General features: G+C 40.2%; 17 protein-coding genes. 10 read left to right on the top strand and 7 right to left on the bottom strand.

Annotated elements, in window-relative coordinates:
• Window positions 1-18 precede the first annotated feature (18 nt).
• From C9J48_RS08660 to C9J48_RS08650, 3 genes are read right to left on the bottom strand one after another with little or no spacing between them, the layout of a single operon-like run.
• Entirely contained in the window at window positions 19-1,140 is a 1,122-nt protein-coding gene (locus C9J48_RS08660) for a PTS fructose transporter subunit IIC (RefSeq protein ID WP_006228602.1), read from the bottom strand.
• Window positions 1,140-1,448, bottom strand: a complete 309-nt coding sequence (locus C9J48_RS08655) for a PTS fructose transporter subunit IIB (protein ID WP_006228603.1) — start codon at window positions 1,446-1,448, stop codon at window positions 1,140-1,142. The genes C9J48_RS08660 and C9J48_RS08655 overlap by 1 nt, the downstream gene beginning before the upstream one ends.
• On the bottom strand, window positions 1,430-1,936 hold the full coding sequence (locus C9J48_RS08650; RefSeq protein ID WP_006228604.1) for a hypothetical protein: 507 nt from the start codon (window positions 1,934-1,936) through the stop codon (window positions 1,430-1,432). Before C9J48_RS08650 ends, C9J48_RS08655 begins: the two co-directional genes overlap by 19 nt.
• 491 nt (window positions 1,937-2,427) lie before the next feature.
• Between C9J48_RS08650 and C9J48_RS08645 the strand changes: the two genes are divergently transcribed.
• The 8 genes from C9J48_RS08645 to C9J48_RS08610 all read left to right on the top strand — a co-directional run bounded on the left by C9J48_RS08645 (window position 2,428) and on the right by C9J48_RS08610 (window position 10,158).
• Complete coding sequence (locus C9J48_RS08645) at window positions 2,428-3,306, top strand: endonuclease/exonuclease/phosphatase family protein (protein WP_006228605.1); 879 nt, start codon at window positions 2,428-2,430, stop codon at window positions 3,304-3,306.
• A gap of 113 nt (window positions 3,307-3,419) precedes the next feature.
• A complete protein-coding gene (locus C9J48_RS08640) occupies window positions 3,420-5,582 on the top strand; it encodes a metallophosphoesterase family protein (RefSeq protein ID WP_036802447.1) in 2,163 nt (720 codons plus the stop codon).
• 373 nt (window positions 5,583-5,955) lie between these two features.
• Entirely contained in the window at window positions 5,956-6,366 is a 411-nt protein-coding gene (locus C9J48_RS08635) for a hypothetical protein (protein WP_006228607.1), read from the top strand.
• Window positions 6,367-6,467: 101 nt separating this feature from the next.
• Window positions 6,468-6,962 carry a copper chaperone PCu(A)C gene (locus C9J48_RS08630; protein ID WP_036802449.1) on the top strand — a complete coding sequence of 165 codons (495 nt, stop codon included), beginning with the start codon at window positions 6,468-6,470 and terminating at the stop codon, window positions 6,960-6,962.
• Between the two features lie 224 nt (window positions 6,963-7,186).
• Window positions 7,187-8,068, top strand: coding sequence for an AEC family transporter (locus tag C9J48_RS08625; protein WP_006228609.1), 882 nt, complete (start codon window positions 7,187-7,189; stop codon window positions 8,066-8,068).
• A gap of 157 nt (window positions 8,069-8,225) precedes the next feature.
• Window positions 8,226-8,519, top strand: coding sequence for an RNA recognition motif domain-containing protein (locus C9J48_RS08620; protein WP_006228610.1), 294 nt, complete (start codon window positions 8,226-8,228; stop codon window positions 8,517-8,519).
• 265 nt (window positions 8,520-8,784) lie between these two features.
• A complete protein-coding gene (locus tag C9J48_RS08615; RefSeq protein WP_006228611.1) occupies window positions 8,785-9,315 on the top strand; it encodes a YbhB/YbcL family Raf kinase inhibitor-like protein in 531 nt (176 codons plus the stop codon).
• 21 nt (window positions 9,316-9,336) lie between these two features.
• On the top strand, window positions 9,337-10,158 hold the full coding sequence (locus C9J48_RS08610; protein WP_006228612.1) for a helix-turn-helix transcriptional regulator: 822 nt from the start codon (window positions 9,337-9,339) through the stop codon (window positions 10,156-10,158).
• Between the two features lie 88 nt (window positions 10,159-10,246).
• Here the strand turns inward: C9J48_RS08610 and C9J48_RS08605 are convergent, their stop codons facing one another.
• Window positions 10,247-10,945 (bottom strand): magnesium transporter, encoded by a 699-nt coding sequence (locus tag C9J48_RS08605; RefSeq protein WP_006228613.1) that lies wholly within the window; start codon window positions 10,943-10,945, stop codon window positions 10,247-10,249.
• Between the two features lie 607 nt (window positions 10,946-11,552).
• Here C9J48_RS08605 and C9J48_RS08600 point away from each other — a divergent pair.
• Window positions 11,553-12,494, top strand: a complete 942-nt coding sequence (locus C9J48_RS08600) for a lipase family alpha/beta hydrolase (protein ID WP_006228614.1) — start codon at window positions 11,553-11,555, stop codon at window positions 12,492-12,494.
• 2 nt (window positions 12,495-12,496) lie between these two features.
• Window positions 12,497-13,411: a lipase secretion chaperone gene (locus C9J48_RS08595; RefSeq protein ID WP_006228615.1), complete on the top strand. Its 915-nt coding sequence runs from the start codon at window positions 12,497-12,499 to the stop codon at window positions 13,409-13,411.
• Between the two features lie 22 nt (window positions 13,412-13,433).
• Here C9J48_RS08595 and rarD read toward each other — a convergent pair whose 3' ends face one another.
• The 3 genes from rarD to C9J48_RS08575 all read right to left on the bottom strand — a co-directional run bounded on the left by rarD (window position 13,434) and on the right by C9J48_RS08575 (window position 17,146).
• A complete protein-coding gene (rarD, locus tag C9J48_RS08590) occupies window positions 13,434-14,327 on the bottom strand; it encodes an EamA family transporter RarD (RefSeq protein ID WP_006228616.1) in 894 nt (297 codons plus the stop codon).
• A gap of 637 nt (window positions 14,328-14,964) precedes the next feature.
• A complete protein-coding gene (locus tag C9J48_RS08580) occupies window positions 14,965-16,119 on the bottom strand; it encodes a M20 aminoacylase family protein (RefSeq protein ID WP_006228618.1) in 1,155 nt (384 codons plus the stop codon).
• Between the two features lie 55 nt (window positions 16,120-16,174).
• Window positions 16,175-17,146 (bottom strand): DMT family transporter, encoded by a 972-nt coding sequence (locus tag C9J48_RS08575; protein ID WP_006228619.1) that lies wholly within the window; start codon window positions 17,144-17,146, stop codon window positions 16,175-16,177.
• Window positions 17,147-17,150: the final 4 nt, after the last annotated feature.

Raw genomic sequence — 17,150 nt, 5'->3', positions numbered from 1 at the left:
TGACCATTAAATAACTAATTAACGGGTTACACTAAATGTTTTTGATTCTGTTTTTACCATCTCTTTTTTCTTATCATCATTATTTTCGTCCACTTTGAAAAACAGTAGTGAACCAAGTGTAATAATAAGGGAACCAACGGCAATAGATATTATATATATAAACCAGTTTTCAACAGCCAGCCACCCATAAAAACCAGAGATCGGCGCTTTATTAACAGCACCTAAACCCACAGCCATCGCAGCACCCGTTGCAGAGCCCAGAACGTTAATTAGTATAATTTTAGGATTTGCCAGAGCGAATGGAATTGCTCCTTCAGACACACCAATCAACCCCATAAGGGTGGAAGCCTTCCCAGCTTCCTGCAATGAAGCAGGAAAACGGTGTTTCCAAATTAAAGTCGCAAGGCCAAGACCAATTGGCGGGATAATAATCGCTACTTGAGCTGCAGTATTTGGGTCGTAAATACCAGAAGCAAGTAGTGCCATTGCAGTCGTTACCGCAGCCTTGTTTACAGGTCCCCCCAGATCAAAACCTACCATACCACCGATAACCGCAGCCAAAAGAACCTTATTGGTACCAGACATGGATAACAACCAAGCCTCTAGACCTTTGTTCATCATAGAAAGCGGATCACCAATAATATACATCATGATAATGCAGGTAAGTAATGTACCGCCAACAGGTAGGATAAAAATTGGACCAGCAGATGCCAGCGCACGCGGTAACTTTACTTTTTCAGCTAAGAATTTCACGATATAACCCGCGATAAGACCAGCTACCAGCGCCCCTAGAAAGCCCGTCCCCAAAGAACCAGCCAATATCCCGCCGATCATACCTGGTGCAAGCCCTGGCCTATTTGCAATAGCAAAGGCAATATAACCAGCCACAATCGGTAGCATCAGTGAGAGTGCTAAACCACCAAAGCCATCGAAATCATGAAAAATACGAATAAGGTTATTTGCAGATTCACTATGGCTGGCATCCCATATATTTTCTATGCCGTACATAGATGCCCCAATACGTGCAATCCCCATCAATACCGCACCGGCAATGATGAATGGAAGCATGTAAGAAACTCCGGTCATAATCGCATTTTTTAAATCCAGACCAATCGACTTATTGCTTTTAAACGTTGCCATCACAAAACCTCCTGTTTCAATGCTGCAAACAGTGCATCACCATGTTTAATCGGGTCTGCAACACTACATTCAATTTTTGGCAGGCCGCTGAAGCGTTCAACGTCATTGATTGCTACATCAGCAGCTAGGATAGCAGCATCAGCACGTTCGATATCCATCATCGAAATGATATTGTCAGCCCCCATGCTCCCTTGAGTTTCAACTTTAATTTCAATTCCAAGCTCTTTACCTTTAATTTCCAATGCTTCAGCAGCCATGAAGGTGTGGGCAACGCCAGTTGGACAAGCAGCTACACATACGATATACATAATTCTTCCTTATTTTCATTCATGCAAAAAAAAACACAGCGACCTAAAAGGTGCTGTGTTTTCAAACGGTTATACATTCCACATTCGCCATGAAATACTCTATAAACCAAAGAGCATACGCATGACTTAAGCATATTAGTGAAACTTACTATCACAATGTAAGACAGAGCTTTAACCATTTGGCTGATGTGCTTTACCAAGCACAACGATTCAAATTCACTCTGTTTAATCATTGAGTCGTCTTTTGTATGGTGAGTTATATTCACTCTCTTCATCAATGATACTGATGCAGACCACATCTCACACCACTGCTCATAAAAAGTGCCTTCTACAGACTCATCATCGACTGACAACACGGTAGATTCACTTGCAGATTCCATTGAATCCAAATAATTACTACAACAAATAAACCCAGCAAAAAAACGGCAAAGAATAGACAACAACATGTCTATCTCCTCTGCAATTTTTTTATGGCTAAATTTATTCATTTCAGTTCATTATCCAGTGAAGTATTGCCGTAGATTCTATTCTATAACCCAACCTAAATATGAGGGTATGATCACGTTTCGTGAAATTATGGATAAATGTAAAATAACAAATGAACATTTAACCCCCCAACAGATAAAAGAAAATCGAAGACAGAAAACTCACAATTAATAATATGGCATACGCATAATCACAACCATAATCATTATTGCATTACACAATCAAAACCCAAGATCAAATACACATGAAAAACATAAAATACTTAAATAACCCATAAAATATCAACCTGCAATACAAAACCAAAAAAACACCTCAAATTAATTCCACTTGTGATCTCGATCTCGATAGAATTTAAATATTTAAATTAAGCTCGCACTAAATATAAACACTTAACTTACGAGAATAATATTACTTACCAATCAATATATATTTATTAAAGTTCGTAATTAAAAATAATCTTGGTTTTTTAATTAAATAAGAAAAAGGTCTCTACATGAAAAAAAACGTTTCTTTACTCACTCTTTCTTTACTAGCCATTTCTGGCTCACTTCCTGCCATAGCTGATGACTTTAACGTGATGTCATTTAATGTCAGAAACAGCAAAGATAGTGTCTCTGGCAGTATCTATGACGGAAACAATACATGGGAAAATAGAAAAAAAATCGTTACCTCCATTTTTCACGACCAAAATATTGATATTGCTGGATTGCAAGAACCCTTCAGCGATCAAATCATGTACCTTGCGAGAAATCTGCCTGAATACAGCTGGGTCGGTGTGGGTCGTGATGATGGTAACGCCAAAGGTGAAGCCGTCCCAATTTTCTATCGTTCCGACAAGTATGTGAAACTGTCCGGTGGCACCTTTTGGCTATCAAAGACACCCGAACTGGTTGCTAGTATAGGCTGGGATGCCGAACTGACTCGAATTTCAACTTGGGTAAGGCTAGAAGAGAAAGGCACAGGAAAACGTGTATTGGTGTTTAATTCTCATTTTGATCATATCGGCAAAGTTGCTCGTCAAGAAAGCGCCAAATTAATGAGTGATAGGGCAAAAGAGATCATTGGTGACGGAAATGATGCGGTAATTGTTCTTGGCGATCTGAATTTTGAACGAACCGACACCGTGTCCTACCATGCGATCACAAACTTGTTTAATGATGCCCGAGAGATCACCAAAGCACCATTCAAAGGAGCTGATAATGGCAAAGCGTACACCTACCATGGCTACGGAAATGCGCCCTCCGAAGACATTGACTACATATTTGTTAATGATTCGTTAACTGTAAATACCTTTGAATACAAAAATGTCATCCGAGATGGTATTTATTCTTCTGATCACCTATCTGTCATTTCCAATATGTCGTTCAAATAACCACTCTGCCAAAACAATGATAAACGCGATCTCGCGTGCTGAAAGAAGAGTAAAACTGACGGACATCGACTGTCAGACCATTTCGTGAAACAGTAGTATAATGTAGGTAAAACATGGACAAAAACAGACTAACGCCCATAGCAATACTGATGGCCGCATTGATCAGTGGCTGCAGCGCCAATATTTCTGAAAAGAGCCAGAGCACCCAAGCTGGTGACTTACAGCAACCGGTAAAAGTAGCCTTCATGCCAGATATTCATTTCCATGATGTTTATGCAACATTTGAAGATGGATCGTTTTCTGGCCTCCCTAGTAGCCAAAACAACAGCAAAGCCACAATCCGTACCATGCAAGCACAAATGAATTCCACACGCCTATTCAATGAGAACTACTTTGCACTTCTCGCTGCGCTAGATGATGTCGTGGAAAAAGGAATTAAATATGTCGCATTACCGGGGGATTTCAGTGATGATGGCCAACCCATCCACATGCGCGGCCTCGCTAAGATTCTTGATCGTTACCATGAAGAACACGGCTTAGTATTTTTTGCCGCCCCCGGCAACCATGATCCTGTCCGGCCTTTTTCCCGCCCAGAGGGAAAGAGTGACTTCTTAGGTAAAGACGGCGCCGAACAACGTCTCTTTAGTAAAGGCAAAAACGAATGCAACTTCGATTACACCGCCGAATGGACGACGGTTGATATAGGGAATCCACTACCCACGATTTGCACTGAGGAAATCAAACAATGGGGATACAAAGAGATCATGGCGATCTTATCTAGCCATGGTTTCACTCCACAACAAGACTATATCTATTTTGAAACCCCCTACAGCAGTGATGCAGCACGTCAAAATTATCAATTTGAAACTGCAAAACTCGAGGCCGAGTATTCAAATCGCCAGTATGAAATCTGCTACGAAGGTACAGGCGGAGAATACAAGCAAGAGGGGTACACCAGCTGCTCGATAGTTCCAGATACCAGTTACTTAGTAGAGCCCGTTGAAGGGTTATGGCTACTCGCCATTGATGCCAATGTCTATAAACCGCAGGCATCTACTATCGGGGGAGAAAGCAACCCCAATCAATACGATGGTTCTGGCAATGCAGGATATAACATGATGCTTACCCATAAGGCACATGTGGTTTCGTGGATCAGCGATATCGTGAAAGCAGCAAAAGAGAAAAATAAAACCTTAATTTCATTTAGTCACTTTCCGATGACCGACTTCTACAACGGAGCATCAGAAGAGATTGAAGATATATTTGGCGAAGGCAACTTCCAACTGGCACGCAATCCGGAAAGTGACACCAGCAAAGCCCTAGCATCTACCGGGCTTAATGTGCACGTTGGAGGTCATATGCATTTCAATGATACTGGTGTTAAAACCTACAATATCGATGGCAAAAAGCACACCCTGTTTAATATTCAGGCACCGTCACTGGCGGCTTATGTCCCTGCATATAAGATATTGAATATCCAGCCCGATAGTAAGATTGAAGTCGAAACTGTCATTATTGAAGATGTGCCACGGTTTGATGAACTGTTTGAACATTATGAAACAGAATACAACTACTTAATGCAGGAAAACTTGAATCAAACAGACAGCATTTGGAACAAAGATATCCTGACCTCTGAAAATTACTACGAGCTAACCGACTGGCATATTCGAGAACTAACTAGGCTACGTTTTCTCCCTAACGAGTGGCCTGAAGACATACGCGAACTACTGTTTAAAATGAATGGCGAAGAGATGCTGATTTTATCGCTTATTGATACAAATATCTCTCTTTGCGAACTGCAAAATGCAACGGGGGATGACAAAAATAGTTGCCCATCAGGTGATGATAAAAAGCTGCTTACCACGTTCGACCATGATTGGAATACAGCAAAGGAACTCGCAGCTAAAATGGCTAATGCGAAAGGGATCAAGCTAAGCGATCTTTCTCAATGGGACGGTATGACGCTAGCAACCGATTTTTATCGGTTACGCAATGCCGATGAACTCGCATTCCGCGATATAGAAAAAACACGTTTACATCAATACCAATTGGTAAGTGAAGCATTAACCAATTTTAAGCCCAATGTGTACGCCTCTGTTGAAGACAACCTCGGTGACGTAAAAGTAGGAGATGTTTTTAAACATCGTTTTGGATCGCTGTTTTACATTCTTGAACGCTTTGCCACAGGTGAAGCCAGCGACCACTTCATCATAGATACCAGCAAAGGAACCTTGACCGACCTCAAAAACAATATAAACCGTAATATATTGAAATAACCAACGAGCAACTTTGTTAAATAGCTCAGTTATCATGGCCAACCTAATTATATTGGTTGGCCATTTGACAAAATCTTACGAGCATATTAACGCCCAAAACCACCACTTTATGAGCTTAGCTGTAATGAGCTACCTAAGGTTTATCACTAAAACGTTTTTTGAGTTTTTATTTTTCCCCGTCCGCAATTCCCCTTTATAAAGTCACCTCAACTTAACGATTGGAAAACAATTAATACAACAAGTTACGATGTTGAGCTATTTTTTGATAACATGCTCGAAATTATATAAGGAAGTGATAAGCGCATTGGAAGCTAGCCGTAGAAGGTTTCGTGAAAATAGTAGTAGGGTAAGTGCGCTTATCATATTGTCGATCGTGTTAAACGGCTTTCTATCGTCCATTGTTGTGCTTAACCCAACCGCATTTTCTGGCAATAGTAATTGGTTAACAGCACCGCTCACTGAAAAAGTATTAATTTGTACAGCAGAAGGTCTGCAATGGATAGACCCAAGTACATTACTGCAAAAGAATGCTCAACAATCAGCAATAGCCAGTGACAAATCATCACTTAATCACAATCAATACCAACACTACCAATTTCACTGCCCGCTCTTAAAGCACCACCAACCCGCAGAACTATTGGCGTATTTGGGTATATTCATCCTCTTCGCAATGTTAATTGTGGTGATGCTTAAGAGGCTCTCGCTTTGCCCCTTTTTCTGCTATGAAAAAATGTACCTTATTTATGCACCTAAACAATCTCCGCCCTCTTCATTATCGCTATGAAAAAATAACTAAAAAAATCAGCTAACAATTAGAAGAAAATATCCACCCATGCACAATGCAGTTTGAAAACAAGCACAACGAGGTGGAACATGGAGAAAGTTATGAAAAAAAATACATTCATCACCCTGCTATTTAGTAGCGCACTATTTCTATCAAGCTTTGCAAATGCGCACGATTACAAAGCGGGCGACTTGCAAATTGACCACCCTTGGTCAAAAGCAGTACCACCCAATTCATCGGTTGCTGCAGCTTTTTTCAATATAACGAATCATGGCGGCGAAAATGATGTATTGATCAGTGCTGAATCCCCAATTGCTGGCAAAGTAGAATTACATGCTCATATTCATGAAGACGGCATGATGAAAATGCGTGAAGTTAAAAATATTGAGATCCCAGCGAATGATGGTACGGCACTAAAACCTGGTGCCAACCACATCATGTTTTTTAACCTTACTAAGGTGCCAAAACTAGGCGATCGCTTCCCACTAACACTGCATTTTAAAAACGCGGGAAAAATCACGATTGAAGTTGCCGTTGAAAAAGCAACATATCAGATGGAAATGAAACCTGAAAAAACACAAGAGCAGCACCATTAACATCTAAATAGCCCCGTTTACAAACACCTAGCCGTTTCTTTGGTGCACGCAGAGAAGCGGCTTTTTGATAAATAAGATAATTACTCGAAACCAGCCCCTCTCTTCCTTGCATGATATGAATTTGTACGACAAAATAAAGTGATTAGTACTTAAACGTTCAGTACGTAACATACTGGATGTTTATCGCTATCAGGCAAGATGAGTCATATCACAAGGATGTTAACGTGTTAGAAAAAGTTATTGGCATACTCTTTCCGGTTTTTGCAATTGTACTTGTGGGTTATGCCATCGCAAAATTACTCAAACCCGATTTCAAACCGATTAACCGGATTAATATGGATGTGTTTTGTCCTGCTTTGATCTTTTCATCTTTAGTGATGATGAAACCCGATACCACCCAGTTATGGCTATTGGTCGCGGCTGCATGCGCAGTATTATTGCCGGGGTTACTAATGATCCCACTCACCCGCATAAATAAGTTGTCTTTCAAAGCGTGGGCACCACCGCAAATGTTTCGAAACAGCGGCAACCTTGCCATTCCACTGTTTAGCTATACCTTTGGTGAATCGGCAATGGGGGCGGCGGTATTATTGTTTGTAGTTGCAACCACCCTACACATCACTCTAGGCATGGCGTTACTGAGTAATAAAGAATCACTCTCGCTCAAACAACTTTTTAAAACACCTCTTTTTCTGGCGACGCTGGCAGCATTAACTTTTAATTTATTGAATATACCGATATGGCAGCCCTTATACGAAGCCACGCATTTACTCGGTCAAGCATCGATACCTGTCATGCTGCTGTCGTTGGGCGCACAAATGGTCAACCTACATAAGTCAGGTATACGGGTAGGCTTAATGACTACCCTATTTAGCTTAACCACTGGTGCCATTAGTTTTGCTGTTATTTATTTCTTTTTACCCTTACCACATCAACAACTGCAAATGATGGTGTTATTCACTATGCTACCGCCTGCAGTAATGAACTTTTTGTTTGCAGAACGCTTTAATATCGAACCTGAAAATGTGGCATCAATGGTGTTATTTGGCAATTTTTTCGCCATCATTACATTGCCTTTATTACTGTGGATCGCACTGGCAATCTAGCCCGATAGTGACACCGCGAATAGTGGAATGCCGTATTTAGCATTGAGGAAATGATTACAATGCCTTTCGCATGCGTCCTTTTCTTGGTTTACTCTCAAATATCTGCGACAATCCTCACGAAATAAAAATTATTAACTTATAACTACACGGCGCACCCATGAAACTATTAATTCGCAACCTTGATCGCATCACAACTGAAGCTGAACTTCAGGCAATGTTTGAGACTCACGGTAAAGTGCAATCTTGCTCATTGGTCATGGATAAAGAGACTGGCGCTTCAAAGGGTTTTGCATTTGTTGAAATGCCAAAAATTGGCGAAGCAAAAGCTGCAATGCAAGCTCTTAACGGTCTAAAAGTTGCTGGTAATAAAATTCGCGTTAAAAAAACTGACGTGGCTCCAAGTGCAAGCAACAGCACTGAAGACAACGCAAGCGACGATACTAACGAATAATCAGTTCGATTCATGCTCTGACATTTGATAAAAGGGGGGTATATATTGCCCCCATTTTTATACCTAGTTTTATATCTCAATAACAGCAACCTCATCTACCTTCCCTTATCAGCCCTTGTTCTCTGTTTTCTACCTTCGCCCTAAAAGTCACCTTAAGACTCACTTTTATGTATTTTCAAAGTTAATATGACACTTAGTGTTAATTTTATTCATGAGTAAAGCACTAAGATGATTCCACTATCTTGTTGAACTTAGGAATTATCTAATGAAATATATTTACTTATTATCTGTGTTGGCGACTGCCGTTTCATTCAATAGCCAAGCACTTGAAATAACAAGCCAGGATATTCATGAAGGACAATTGATGGCAAAAACATTCGAATACTCAGGTATGGGATGTGATGGTGGAAATCAATCGCCACAGCTATCTTGGGCAGATGCACCCAAAGGCACAAAAAGTTTCGCGATTACCGCTTTTGACCCAGACGCACCAACAGGCAGCGGATGGTGGCACTGGACAGTATTAAATATTCCAGCAACAACAAACAACCTGCCACAAGGTGCATCAGGTAAATTAACGCAAGGCTTAGAAACACGAACAGATTATGGTAAACCTGGCTTTGGTGGTGTGTGTCCACCTGTGGGTAATGGTATGCACCGCTACCAGTTTACAGTGTGGGCATTACCACAAGAGAAAATCGATTTGCCTGCAGATATTTCACCTGCCGTTGTAGGGTTTACACTCAATAGTATGGCAATAGATAAAGCAATATTAACCGCAACGTATGTTCGTTAATTAAATCACTTGGGGTGTCAGTTGAAAGCACTAATTCGGGTCAATACCTACCATGCAACAAAACCACAGCCATTACGAAATGTGCCGATCTACACCCCAAGTATTATTGCCGTTCAGTCTGGTCGAAAAATATTGAAATGGCATGATGATGCGTTAACATTTAATAAGAAAAACTGGTTAGTTATTCCCGCTAATCAACAACTCACTTTTGTTAATGAACCACATCAGGCGCAATTTAATTCCGTCCAGATTTCATTTTTATCACCACCTTCTGAGGGGATAATGAGTGCGATTGATAATCATAACCACAAGTACAACCATAACTTACAGCATATTGAGCGACCCTTAATTGCGACGGATACCGCCCTTGATTTTGTCTTCTCGCAATTGATAGCCATTGTGAAACAAAAGCTAAGTATTGAGGTACAACAACATTATTTAAATGGTTTTTATCAACAGTTACTGGAAATAGGCGCATTGCATTTACTTTTCCCCGCTTCTACTTTATCGATGCGAGAAAAAGTCAGTCGGTACTTATCCACCAACCCTGCGGATCATCATTCTATCGAAACAACCTGTAAGCACTTTGCGACCAGTAAAGCGACGTTAACTCGCCATTTAGCCAAGGAAGATGCGCTATTTCGCGACGTGTTAGCTGAAGTACGAATGTTGCATGGGCTCAGCTTAATGCAGCAATATTCGTATACTCAACTTGAACTAGCACTACGTTGTGGTTATCAATCAGAATCACGCTTCGGTCAACGTTTTCACCAACAGTTTGGTATTACCCCAAAGCAATATATGAAAACTGTTATGAAACCCACCATGAGAAATATAGCGTAAAATGTTGCCTACCTTAACGTGAAAAACCTCCGACCATCAATTATTACTAATAGAAACGCTCGGAGGTTCAAACAGTAGATATAGCGGGTTAGCCACCAATATCAAGTAAGGATGAAGCGATAGCAAAATAGATCATAACGCCTGTAATATCTGCGATAGAAGTAATCATTGGGGCACTCGCAGAAGCAGGGTCTAACTTCATTTTATGTAAACCGAAAGGAAGAACAGTACCAATTAAGCTGCCAATCAGAACAATAACGATCATGCTTAATGCAACAACCATTGCAATCTCATAACCGCCACGGTATGCCCCTAAAAAAAAGACCGCTACAGCCATACTTAAACCAAGAGCAAGCGCAACAAATACTTCCCGTCCAAGCATTTTTGCCCAATCTTTTGGCGCGACATCGCCCACTGCCAAAGCGCGAACCATGAGTGTCGATGATTGAGAGCCCGCATTTCCACCACTATCGATCAATAATGGTAAGAAGAAAACAAGTGCGATATAGGAGGTAATAATATCTTCAAAATAAGCAATACCAGCACCCGAAAATAGGTTTCCAAACACAAGCAGCACTAACCAAAATACGCGTTTCTTGTAGAGCATACTGATCGATGCATCTTTAATGCTGACACTCAGTGTATCGATGGAAGCGCCTTTATGAATATCTTCTGTTACTTCAGCTTCTGATAGCACTTTTCCATTTTCTTCAACTTTTCGAAGCATCTCGATGCCTTCATTGATCTTATTTTTTTGTTCAATTACATTTTTTTGAATTAATTCCATAATACGTCTCCAGACCTGAAGACGTAGTTGTCTTCAGATCATCAGGTGCGAGAAAGTGTAAACCGCCGACTAGGGGGTTCCTGTTTACTTGATTGCATGATGTAGCCTTGTTAAAAACAAAGATGGTCTGTTGACCGGGCAGGTAGAAGTGCTTTGAAGAGAACTTTACACCGCCTCACTCTGGAGGCAGCTCAATGGAGAGACTGTCAGAGTGATTTTAAATTAGTATTTATACAACAACTACTTGAATCCACAGTTTGTGCTCCTTATTGATTTTGACGGGGCGTACTTTACCCAATATTGTTATGTTATACCATACCAATGTACAATGTTTTTTTCAGTACCCGATTTAATAGCGTTATCCCCTCAACCATATTCACTGTACTAATGAATAATAAGCCTTGATGACCTTTCATATATACAGATATATATAATCACCTAAAGCAATGAATAATAGATGTAATTGATAATCACCACATAATCATTATATTCACCACGAGAATGATTTGTTTTTAACACAAGATCACAGTTTATAAATTATTCCCGGAAAGAATATTTTCATTAACTATCATCAAATACTCATCGGAGGTCTGACAAGGAAGAATAAATGAAACAATTAATTGTTCTACTCACCCTTTGCTTAGCAGCAGTCACATGCCAAGCATCAACCAGTGCAAATAATGCAACCCAAAAAGGCTACACAGAGACCCAATACCCCATTATTTTAGTGCACGGGTTATTTGGTTTTGATTCACTTGCAGGGTTTGATTACTTTTACGGTATCCCTCAAGAACTCAGTAAAAGTGGTGCTAAAGTTTATGTTGCCCAAATATCTGCCACTAATAGTTCAGAGCTACGTGGTGAACAACTACTTTTACAAGTTGAAGAAGTACTTGCTGTAACAGGTGCTGAAAAAGTGAATCTTATTGGGCATAGCCATGGCGGACCAACTGCACGTTATGTCGCATCCGTCGCCCCTCAATATGTCGCTTCAGTAACCAGTATTGGCGGAGTCAATAAAGGTTCAACTGTTGCCGACATCATGCGAGGAACCATTCCTGAAGGCTCATTACCAGAAGATATTGCGGTTAAATTGGCAGGAGGGTTAACTACACTCATTGGGTTACTTTCTGGTGGCAGTGATCTCCCCCAAGATCCACTCGCATCACTTGAAGCCTTAACCACAGCAGGTTCTTTAGCATTTAACCAAAAATACCCGGAAGGGATCCCCACTTCAGACTGTGGCGACGGTGATTGGGTTGCCGATAACGGTGTGTATTATTACTCATGGACGGGCACTTCAAACTATACCAACGTACTCGACCCTATTGATCCTGCGATGTTAATTTTAGGCTTCGCATTCGATGAGCCGAATGATGGCTTAGTCGGTCAATGCAGCTCGCATCTTGGGAAGGTTATTCGCGATGATTATAAAATGAATCATCTTGATGAAATTAACGGTTTACTCGGTATTCATCATTTATTTGAAACGGATCCTAAAACCCTTTATCGCCAGCACGCAAACCGCTTACAGCTACAAGGATTGTAATCATGAAAAAGACCGCGCTTAAAATATCTATCGTTTTTGCTACCTGTATTTTTGGTGCGGTCATATTCAACTTGCACCTGTTTAATACTGATAAGGCAGAACCTTTGTTAACAACATCGATGCCAGCACCGTCAGCAATCAAAACCGCATCGCAAAATGATACCAATGTTGATATTGATTCTAACCGAGATACGTTCGAGTATTTTCTCTCTGGTTTAGGTGAAAAAGACATTGAGGCCCTAAAGAAGAATTTTGCCGAATTTAATGAACAGCAAAACTACACAGTCAAAATCGATGAGGCACTATTTCAACAATATATCGACTATAAAGCGGCATTATTTACCTTAGAACGTACGACGAGTAATGGTGAAATCTCAGTAAATTCTCAGCTTTCAGCAATACATCAGCAATTATTGGAGATACAACGACAATTTTTCACTCCCGAACAGCAACAGGCTTTATTTGGGGAAGAAAACCAACTACGAGAACTTGCTTTAAAGCAACAAGAACTCAAACACCAAGCGCAATCACCCGTAGACTACCAACAACTTTGGCAAGATGAATTAAACCAGTTACCCCCCAACTTACAAGAAAGCTATCGCAATGCTAGCCTGCTCAACCGATTAGAATTAACCAAAGATATGGATGCACAAAGCCAGTTCCTGATAAGAGAAGAGCTAGTGGGTAGTGAAGCAGCAATGCGACTCACAAATTTAGATCAAAAGAGAGAAAGCTTCAAACAACAAATTGATGAATACTTAATAAAACGAGAACAGATATTGCTCAATACAAACAATAACCAAGACGACAAACGGCTAGCTATACAAACACTGCGTGAACTTACATTTGAATCCGACCAATACCGCCGGATTCAAGCATTAGAAAATATTCATGACCAACAAGTAACGATATATTGAGCGAGTACTATGCAATTATCATTTAAGCGCGGTGAAATACGCGTTTAGATAGTATTAATGCCTCTAAAGTACATAATAATAAGCCAAGCCAGATAAAGCTAAAACTCACCAGCTTCACCTGATCCAATACTTCATGAAACACAAAAATTGCGAGTAAAAACTGTAAACTAGGCTCGATATATTGGGTTAAACCAATCATAGTCAGTGTCGTTTTCTTAACAGCAACAGCAAATAATACCAGAGGAACCAAAGTAATTGGTGCTGCTCCTGCATATAAAACAGCCGTCGAGAAATCACTAGAAAATACAGTCGACGTCTGGCTTAAAAAGCTCAATAACATATAACCTAATGCGAACGGCATTAACAACGTTACCTCAATCGACATTGATGTTAACGAATCAAACTGAATAAACTTTTTTGTTAGGCCATACAACGCAAATGAACAGCCCATAACTAATGAAACCCATGGTAGCTCACCATATCCATACACTTGATATCCTATACCGAAGACTGCCAGAACAACGGCTATTTGTTGAGCCAAAGATAGCTTATCTTTAAAAAAAACCATACCTAGTGCAACAGAGAATAGTGGATTAATAAAATATCCTAAACTTGCTGCTAATACCTGTTCATGCGTTATTGCCCATGTAAACGTATAAAGCGATATACAATTAAATAATCCGGCTAGAAAGCAAAGGCATAATGCTTTTTTATATTTTATCGCCATAGAAAAAGTTAAATTTGATATTTTAAAGCATTTCAAAACCAGCAACATTAATGGTACCGAGAAGATAATCCTCATCGCAAGTAATTCATTAGTATCAGCCAGAGGAAGAAACTGAAAATATAAAGGTAATCCCCCCCAGATCACAAACGCAATAATCGCGATGAAATTCCCATGAAGACGAGAAAACATACTATTCATCCTGAACAATGTAATTAATGTTGATGCTCTCTCTGCCCTGAGCTCCCCGTCTCGGCATAAGCAAGTACGACTAATCAAGCAAGAAATCGGCGTGATATGGCTGATGATGTTGTAAAAAGTGGCGCCTTAATACCAGTAATGAATCAATGCAAATAGATAACATTATTACTTCGCAAATCTGACCATATTAATATTTCCCGATAATGCTGTTTAAACAATACCAATGACAGGCTAAAGAATATGAACACTACGGTAATAATGTTGCTGCTTTCTTTTACATCTGATGATGAAACACTAAGTAAAAGACCGATTCCTATACCTAGAGAACACAGAAGTTGCAACATTGGATAAGATAGATAAAAAAAAGACTTTAAGCTGAATAAAATAGGAAACAATCCTTTTTTTAGCGCAGTCATAACAAACTCCTTTTTCTTAAGACTATAAGTATCGATAAGCTATCGGCATTAGCTTGCTATATTTTTACTATTAGTCGTTAGGGATAAATATAAATCAATGCAAGTTATATCCACAGGTGGGAATACTCTAAACACAATAAAGGCTAACAGAAGCCTGAACATTACAAGCCTCTGTTATCATAATACGGAGCAATTATTATATAGTGTGTGTTCTAGCCTTTATTAAGCTGACCTTCTACAAGCGCCTGCCAATAATTCACACCTTTCATTAAAATATTGTCATTAAAATCATACAGTGGATTATGCAGTGCCGTACCACCACATTCCCCCTGCCCATTACCAACCAAAATATAACAACCTTTCACTTCACGAAGCATGAAAGAGAAGTCTTCACTGATAGTGAAGGGTTCACAACTACCATTCACGTTTTCAGCACCGACTACCTTCTCTGCGGCTTTAATAGCGCGTGCTGTCTCTTCTGGGGTATTAATGGTAGAAAGGAAGCTATTATTGAAATGGTACTTATAATCCACACCTGCCGACATACATTGACCAGCAACAATACGCTCAATCGCTTTTTCAATCTTGCCTAATGCTTCATCAGTAAAACTACGAGTATCACCCGTAATCTTCACCTGAGATGGAATAACGTTCACAGTGCCGTTAGTGGCAAACTCAGTCACTGAAAGAACTGCAGTTTCATTAATCGCGCTCAGATTACGCGATATAATCGTCTGCATTGCGGTAACAATCTGCGCACCGACAACTATCGGATCGGTACCCATATGTGGCATAGCCGCATGACCACCCGTTGCAATAACATCAATTTCAAAGCTGCTTTCGCTGGCCATTAACGAACTAGGTCGCGTTAAAAATTGCCCTTCTGGAATACCAGGCAAGTTATGCATGGCATAAATTGCATCCATATTCCAACGCGTGAATAGGCCATCCTTGATCATTGCTTTTGCACCAGTACCACGCTCTTCATCCGGCTGAAAAATAAAGTAGACTGTGCCATCAAAGTTTCTATTTTTTGATAACTCGTGTGCGGCCCCAAGAAGCATCGCGGTATGACCGTCATGACCGCAGGCATGCATTGCGCCATCATGAATAGATGCATGAGAGAATGTATTAGCCTCGCAAATGCGCAATGCATCCATATCAGCGCGTAGACCAATAGAGCGATTGCTATTGCCACACCTTAGAATCCCTACAACACCAGTACCACCAATACCGCGATGAACGTCAAGCCCAAACTCTTCTAGTTTGTTGGCAACAAATTCTGATGTTTTATACTCTTCAGTACCAAATTCAGGATGCTTATGTAAGTGACGACGCCAGTCGATAACTTTCTGTTCAATGGTCATTTATATTCTCCAACAAAATCTGCGCAGTGGTACATTACCACTGCGCATCTATCAATTAAGCTTCTTGAGGTTTTAAGGCTTTTTCGTCAGTTTCTTTTGTTTCAAACTTAGTAAATACGTACAGTGCAACAACAATTAGTGACACAACAATTGTTTTACCCAGTACCATTTCCTCGCCAAGTGTCATAACAGCAACTAAGTACCCGACTAACGGCATTAGGTTTAGTGCCATTGTGGCTTTCTCTACACCAATACGTTTAAATGAGTAAAGCTGAACTAGGTAGCTCCCCCCAGAAATACCTGTGCCAAGGAAAATAAGTAAACCAATTAGTAATGGGCTAGATAAAATAATATTAATTTGTGATAAGTCTAAATCCAGTACAAAGACCATTACAATACCCAACGCTGCAACTGATATATATTGATACAGCATTGACACAACAGAACCATACTTATCTGCAAGACTTGCACGCAGGTGAGCCGTCCATGCAAGTGCTAACATTGAACAAGTTACATAAACATAGCCAAGTAGAGGTGTACCACCTTCTATACTATTAGTTGGTCCAACACTCATTGCATAAATACAAACAGCTGATGCAATAAATGCTCCCCACTGAACCTTGTTCATTCTAAAATTCATGAACATCATGCCAAAAAAGACAGTGGCAAATGGCTGCATACCTTGAATCACACCATTCTCTGTGGCACCAATATGGGATAAAGAGAGAAAATTAAAGAGTGAAAACACCCCTTGGCCAACGATTCCACATAATGCAATTCTTAGGTAATCTTTCTTTTCAATTTTTAGAGACTTACCAAGGTCTTTACTGAGACTTTCACTACGAGACGTAAAGCTATAAATAATCGTTAAACCAATTACAGCAGTGACATAACGGAAGAAAACAAGGGTCATAGGATCAACGGCCATAGACAGCGGCTTCGAAACAACTCCCGTAACGCCCCAAATAATAGCTACAGCAATGGCTGCAATCCATCCGCACAGTGCATCTTTCTTTGTTATATTCATGATC

It is taken from the genome of Photobacterium profundum, from assembly GCF_003026285.1.
Lineage (GTDB): Bacteria > Pseudomonadota > Gammaproteobacteria > Enterobacterales > Vibrionaceae > Photobacterium > Photobacterium profundum.
This window is presented reverse-complemented; position numbering and strand designations above follow the sequence as displayed.

Excerpts from the sequence above, each read along its gene's own strand:
- C9J48_RS08660 (WP_006228602.1), bottom strand. The coding sequence starts at position 1,140 with ATGGCAACGTTTAAAAGCAATAAGTCGATTGGTCTGGATTTAAAAAAT.
- C9J48_RS08655 (WP_006228603.1), bottom strand. The coding sequence starts at position 1,448 with ATGTATATCGTATGTGTAGCTGCTTGTCCAACTGGCGTTGCCCACACC.
- C9J48_RS08650 (WP_006228604.1), bottom strand. The coding sequence starts at position 1,936 with ATGAATAAATTTAGCCATAAAAAAATTGCAGAGGAGATAGACATGTTG.
- C9J48_RS08645 (WP_006228605.1), top strand. The coding sequence starts at position 2,428 with ATGAAAAAAAACGTTTCTTTACTCACTCTTTCTTTACTAGCCATTTCT.
- C9J48_RS08640 (WP_036802447.1), top strand. The coding sequence starts at position 3,420 with ATGGACAAAAACAGACTAACGCCCATAGCAATACTGATGGCCGCATTG.
- C9J48_RS08630 (WP_036802449.1), top strand. The coding sequence starts at position 6,468 with ATGAAAAAAAATACATTCATCACCCTGCTATTTAGTAGCGCACTATTT.
- C9J48_RS08620 (WP_006228610.1), top strand. The coding sequence starts at position 8,226 with ATGAAACTATTAATTCGCAACCTTGATCGCATCACAACTGAAGCTGAA.
- C9J48_RS08615 (WP_006228611.1), top strand. The coding sequence starts at position 8,785 with ATGAAATATATTTACTTATTATCTGTGTTGGCGACTGCCGTTTCATTC.
- C9J48_RS08605 (WP_006228613.1), bottom strand. The coding sequence starts at position 10,945 with ATGGAATTAATTCAAAAAAATGTAATTGAACAAAAAAATAAGATCAAT.
- C9J48_RS08600 (WP_006228614.1), top strand. The coding sequence starts at position 11,553 with ATGAAACAATTAATTGTTCTACTCACCCTTTGCTTAGCAGCAGTCACA.
- C9J48_RS08595 (WP_006228615.1), top strand. The coding sequence starts at position 12,497 with ATGAAAAAGACCGCGCTTAAAATATCTATCGTTTTTGCTACCTGTATT.
- rarD (WP_006228616.1), bottom strand. The coding sequence starts at position 14,327 with ATGTTTTCTCGTCTTCATGGGAATTTCATCGCGATTATTGCGTTTGTG.
- C9J48_RS08580 (WP_006228618.1), bottom strand. The coding sequence starts at position 16,119 with ATGACCATTGAACAGAAAGTTATCGACTGGCGTCGTCACTTACATAAG.
- C9J48_RS08575 (WP_006228619.1), bottom strand. The coding sequence starts at position 17,146 with ATGAATATAACAAAGAAAGATGCACTGTGCGGATGGATTGCAGCCATT.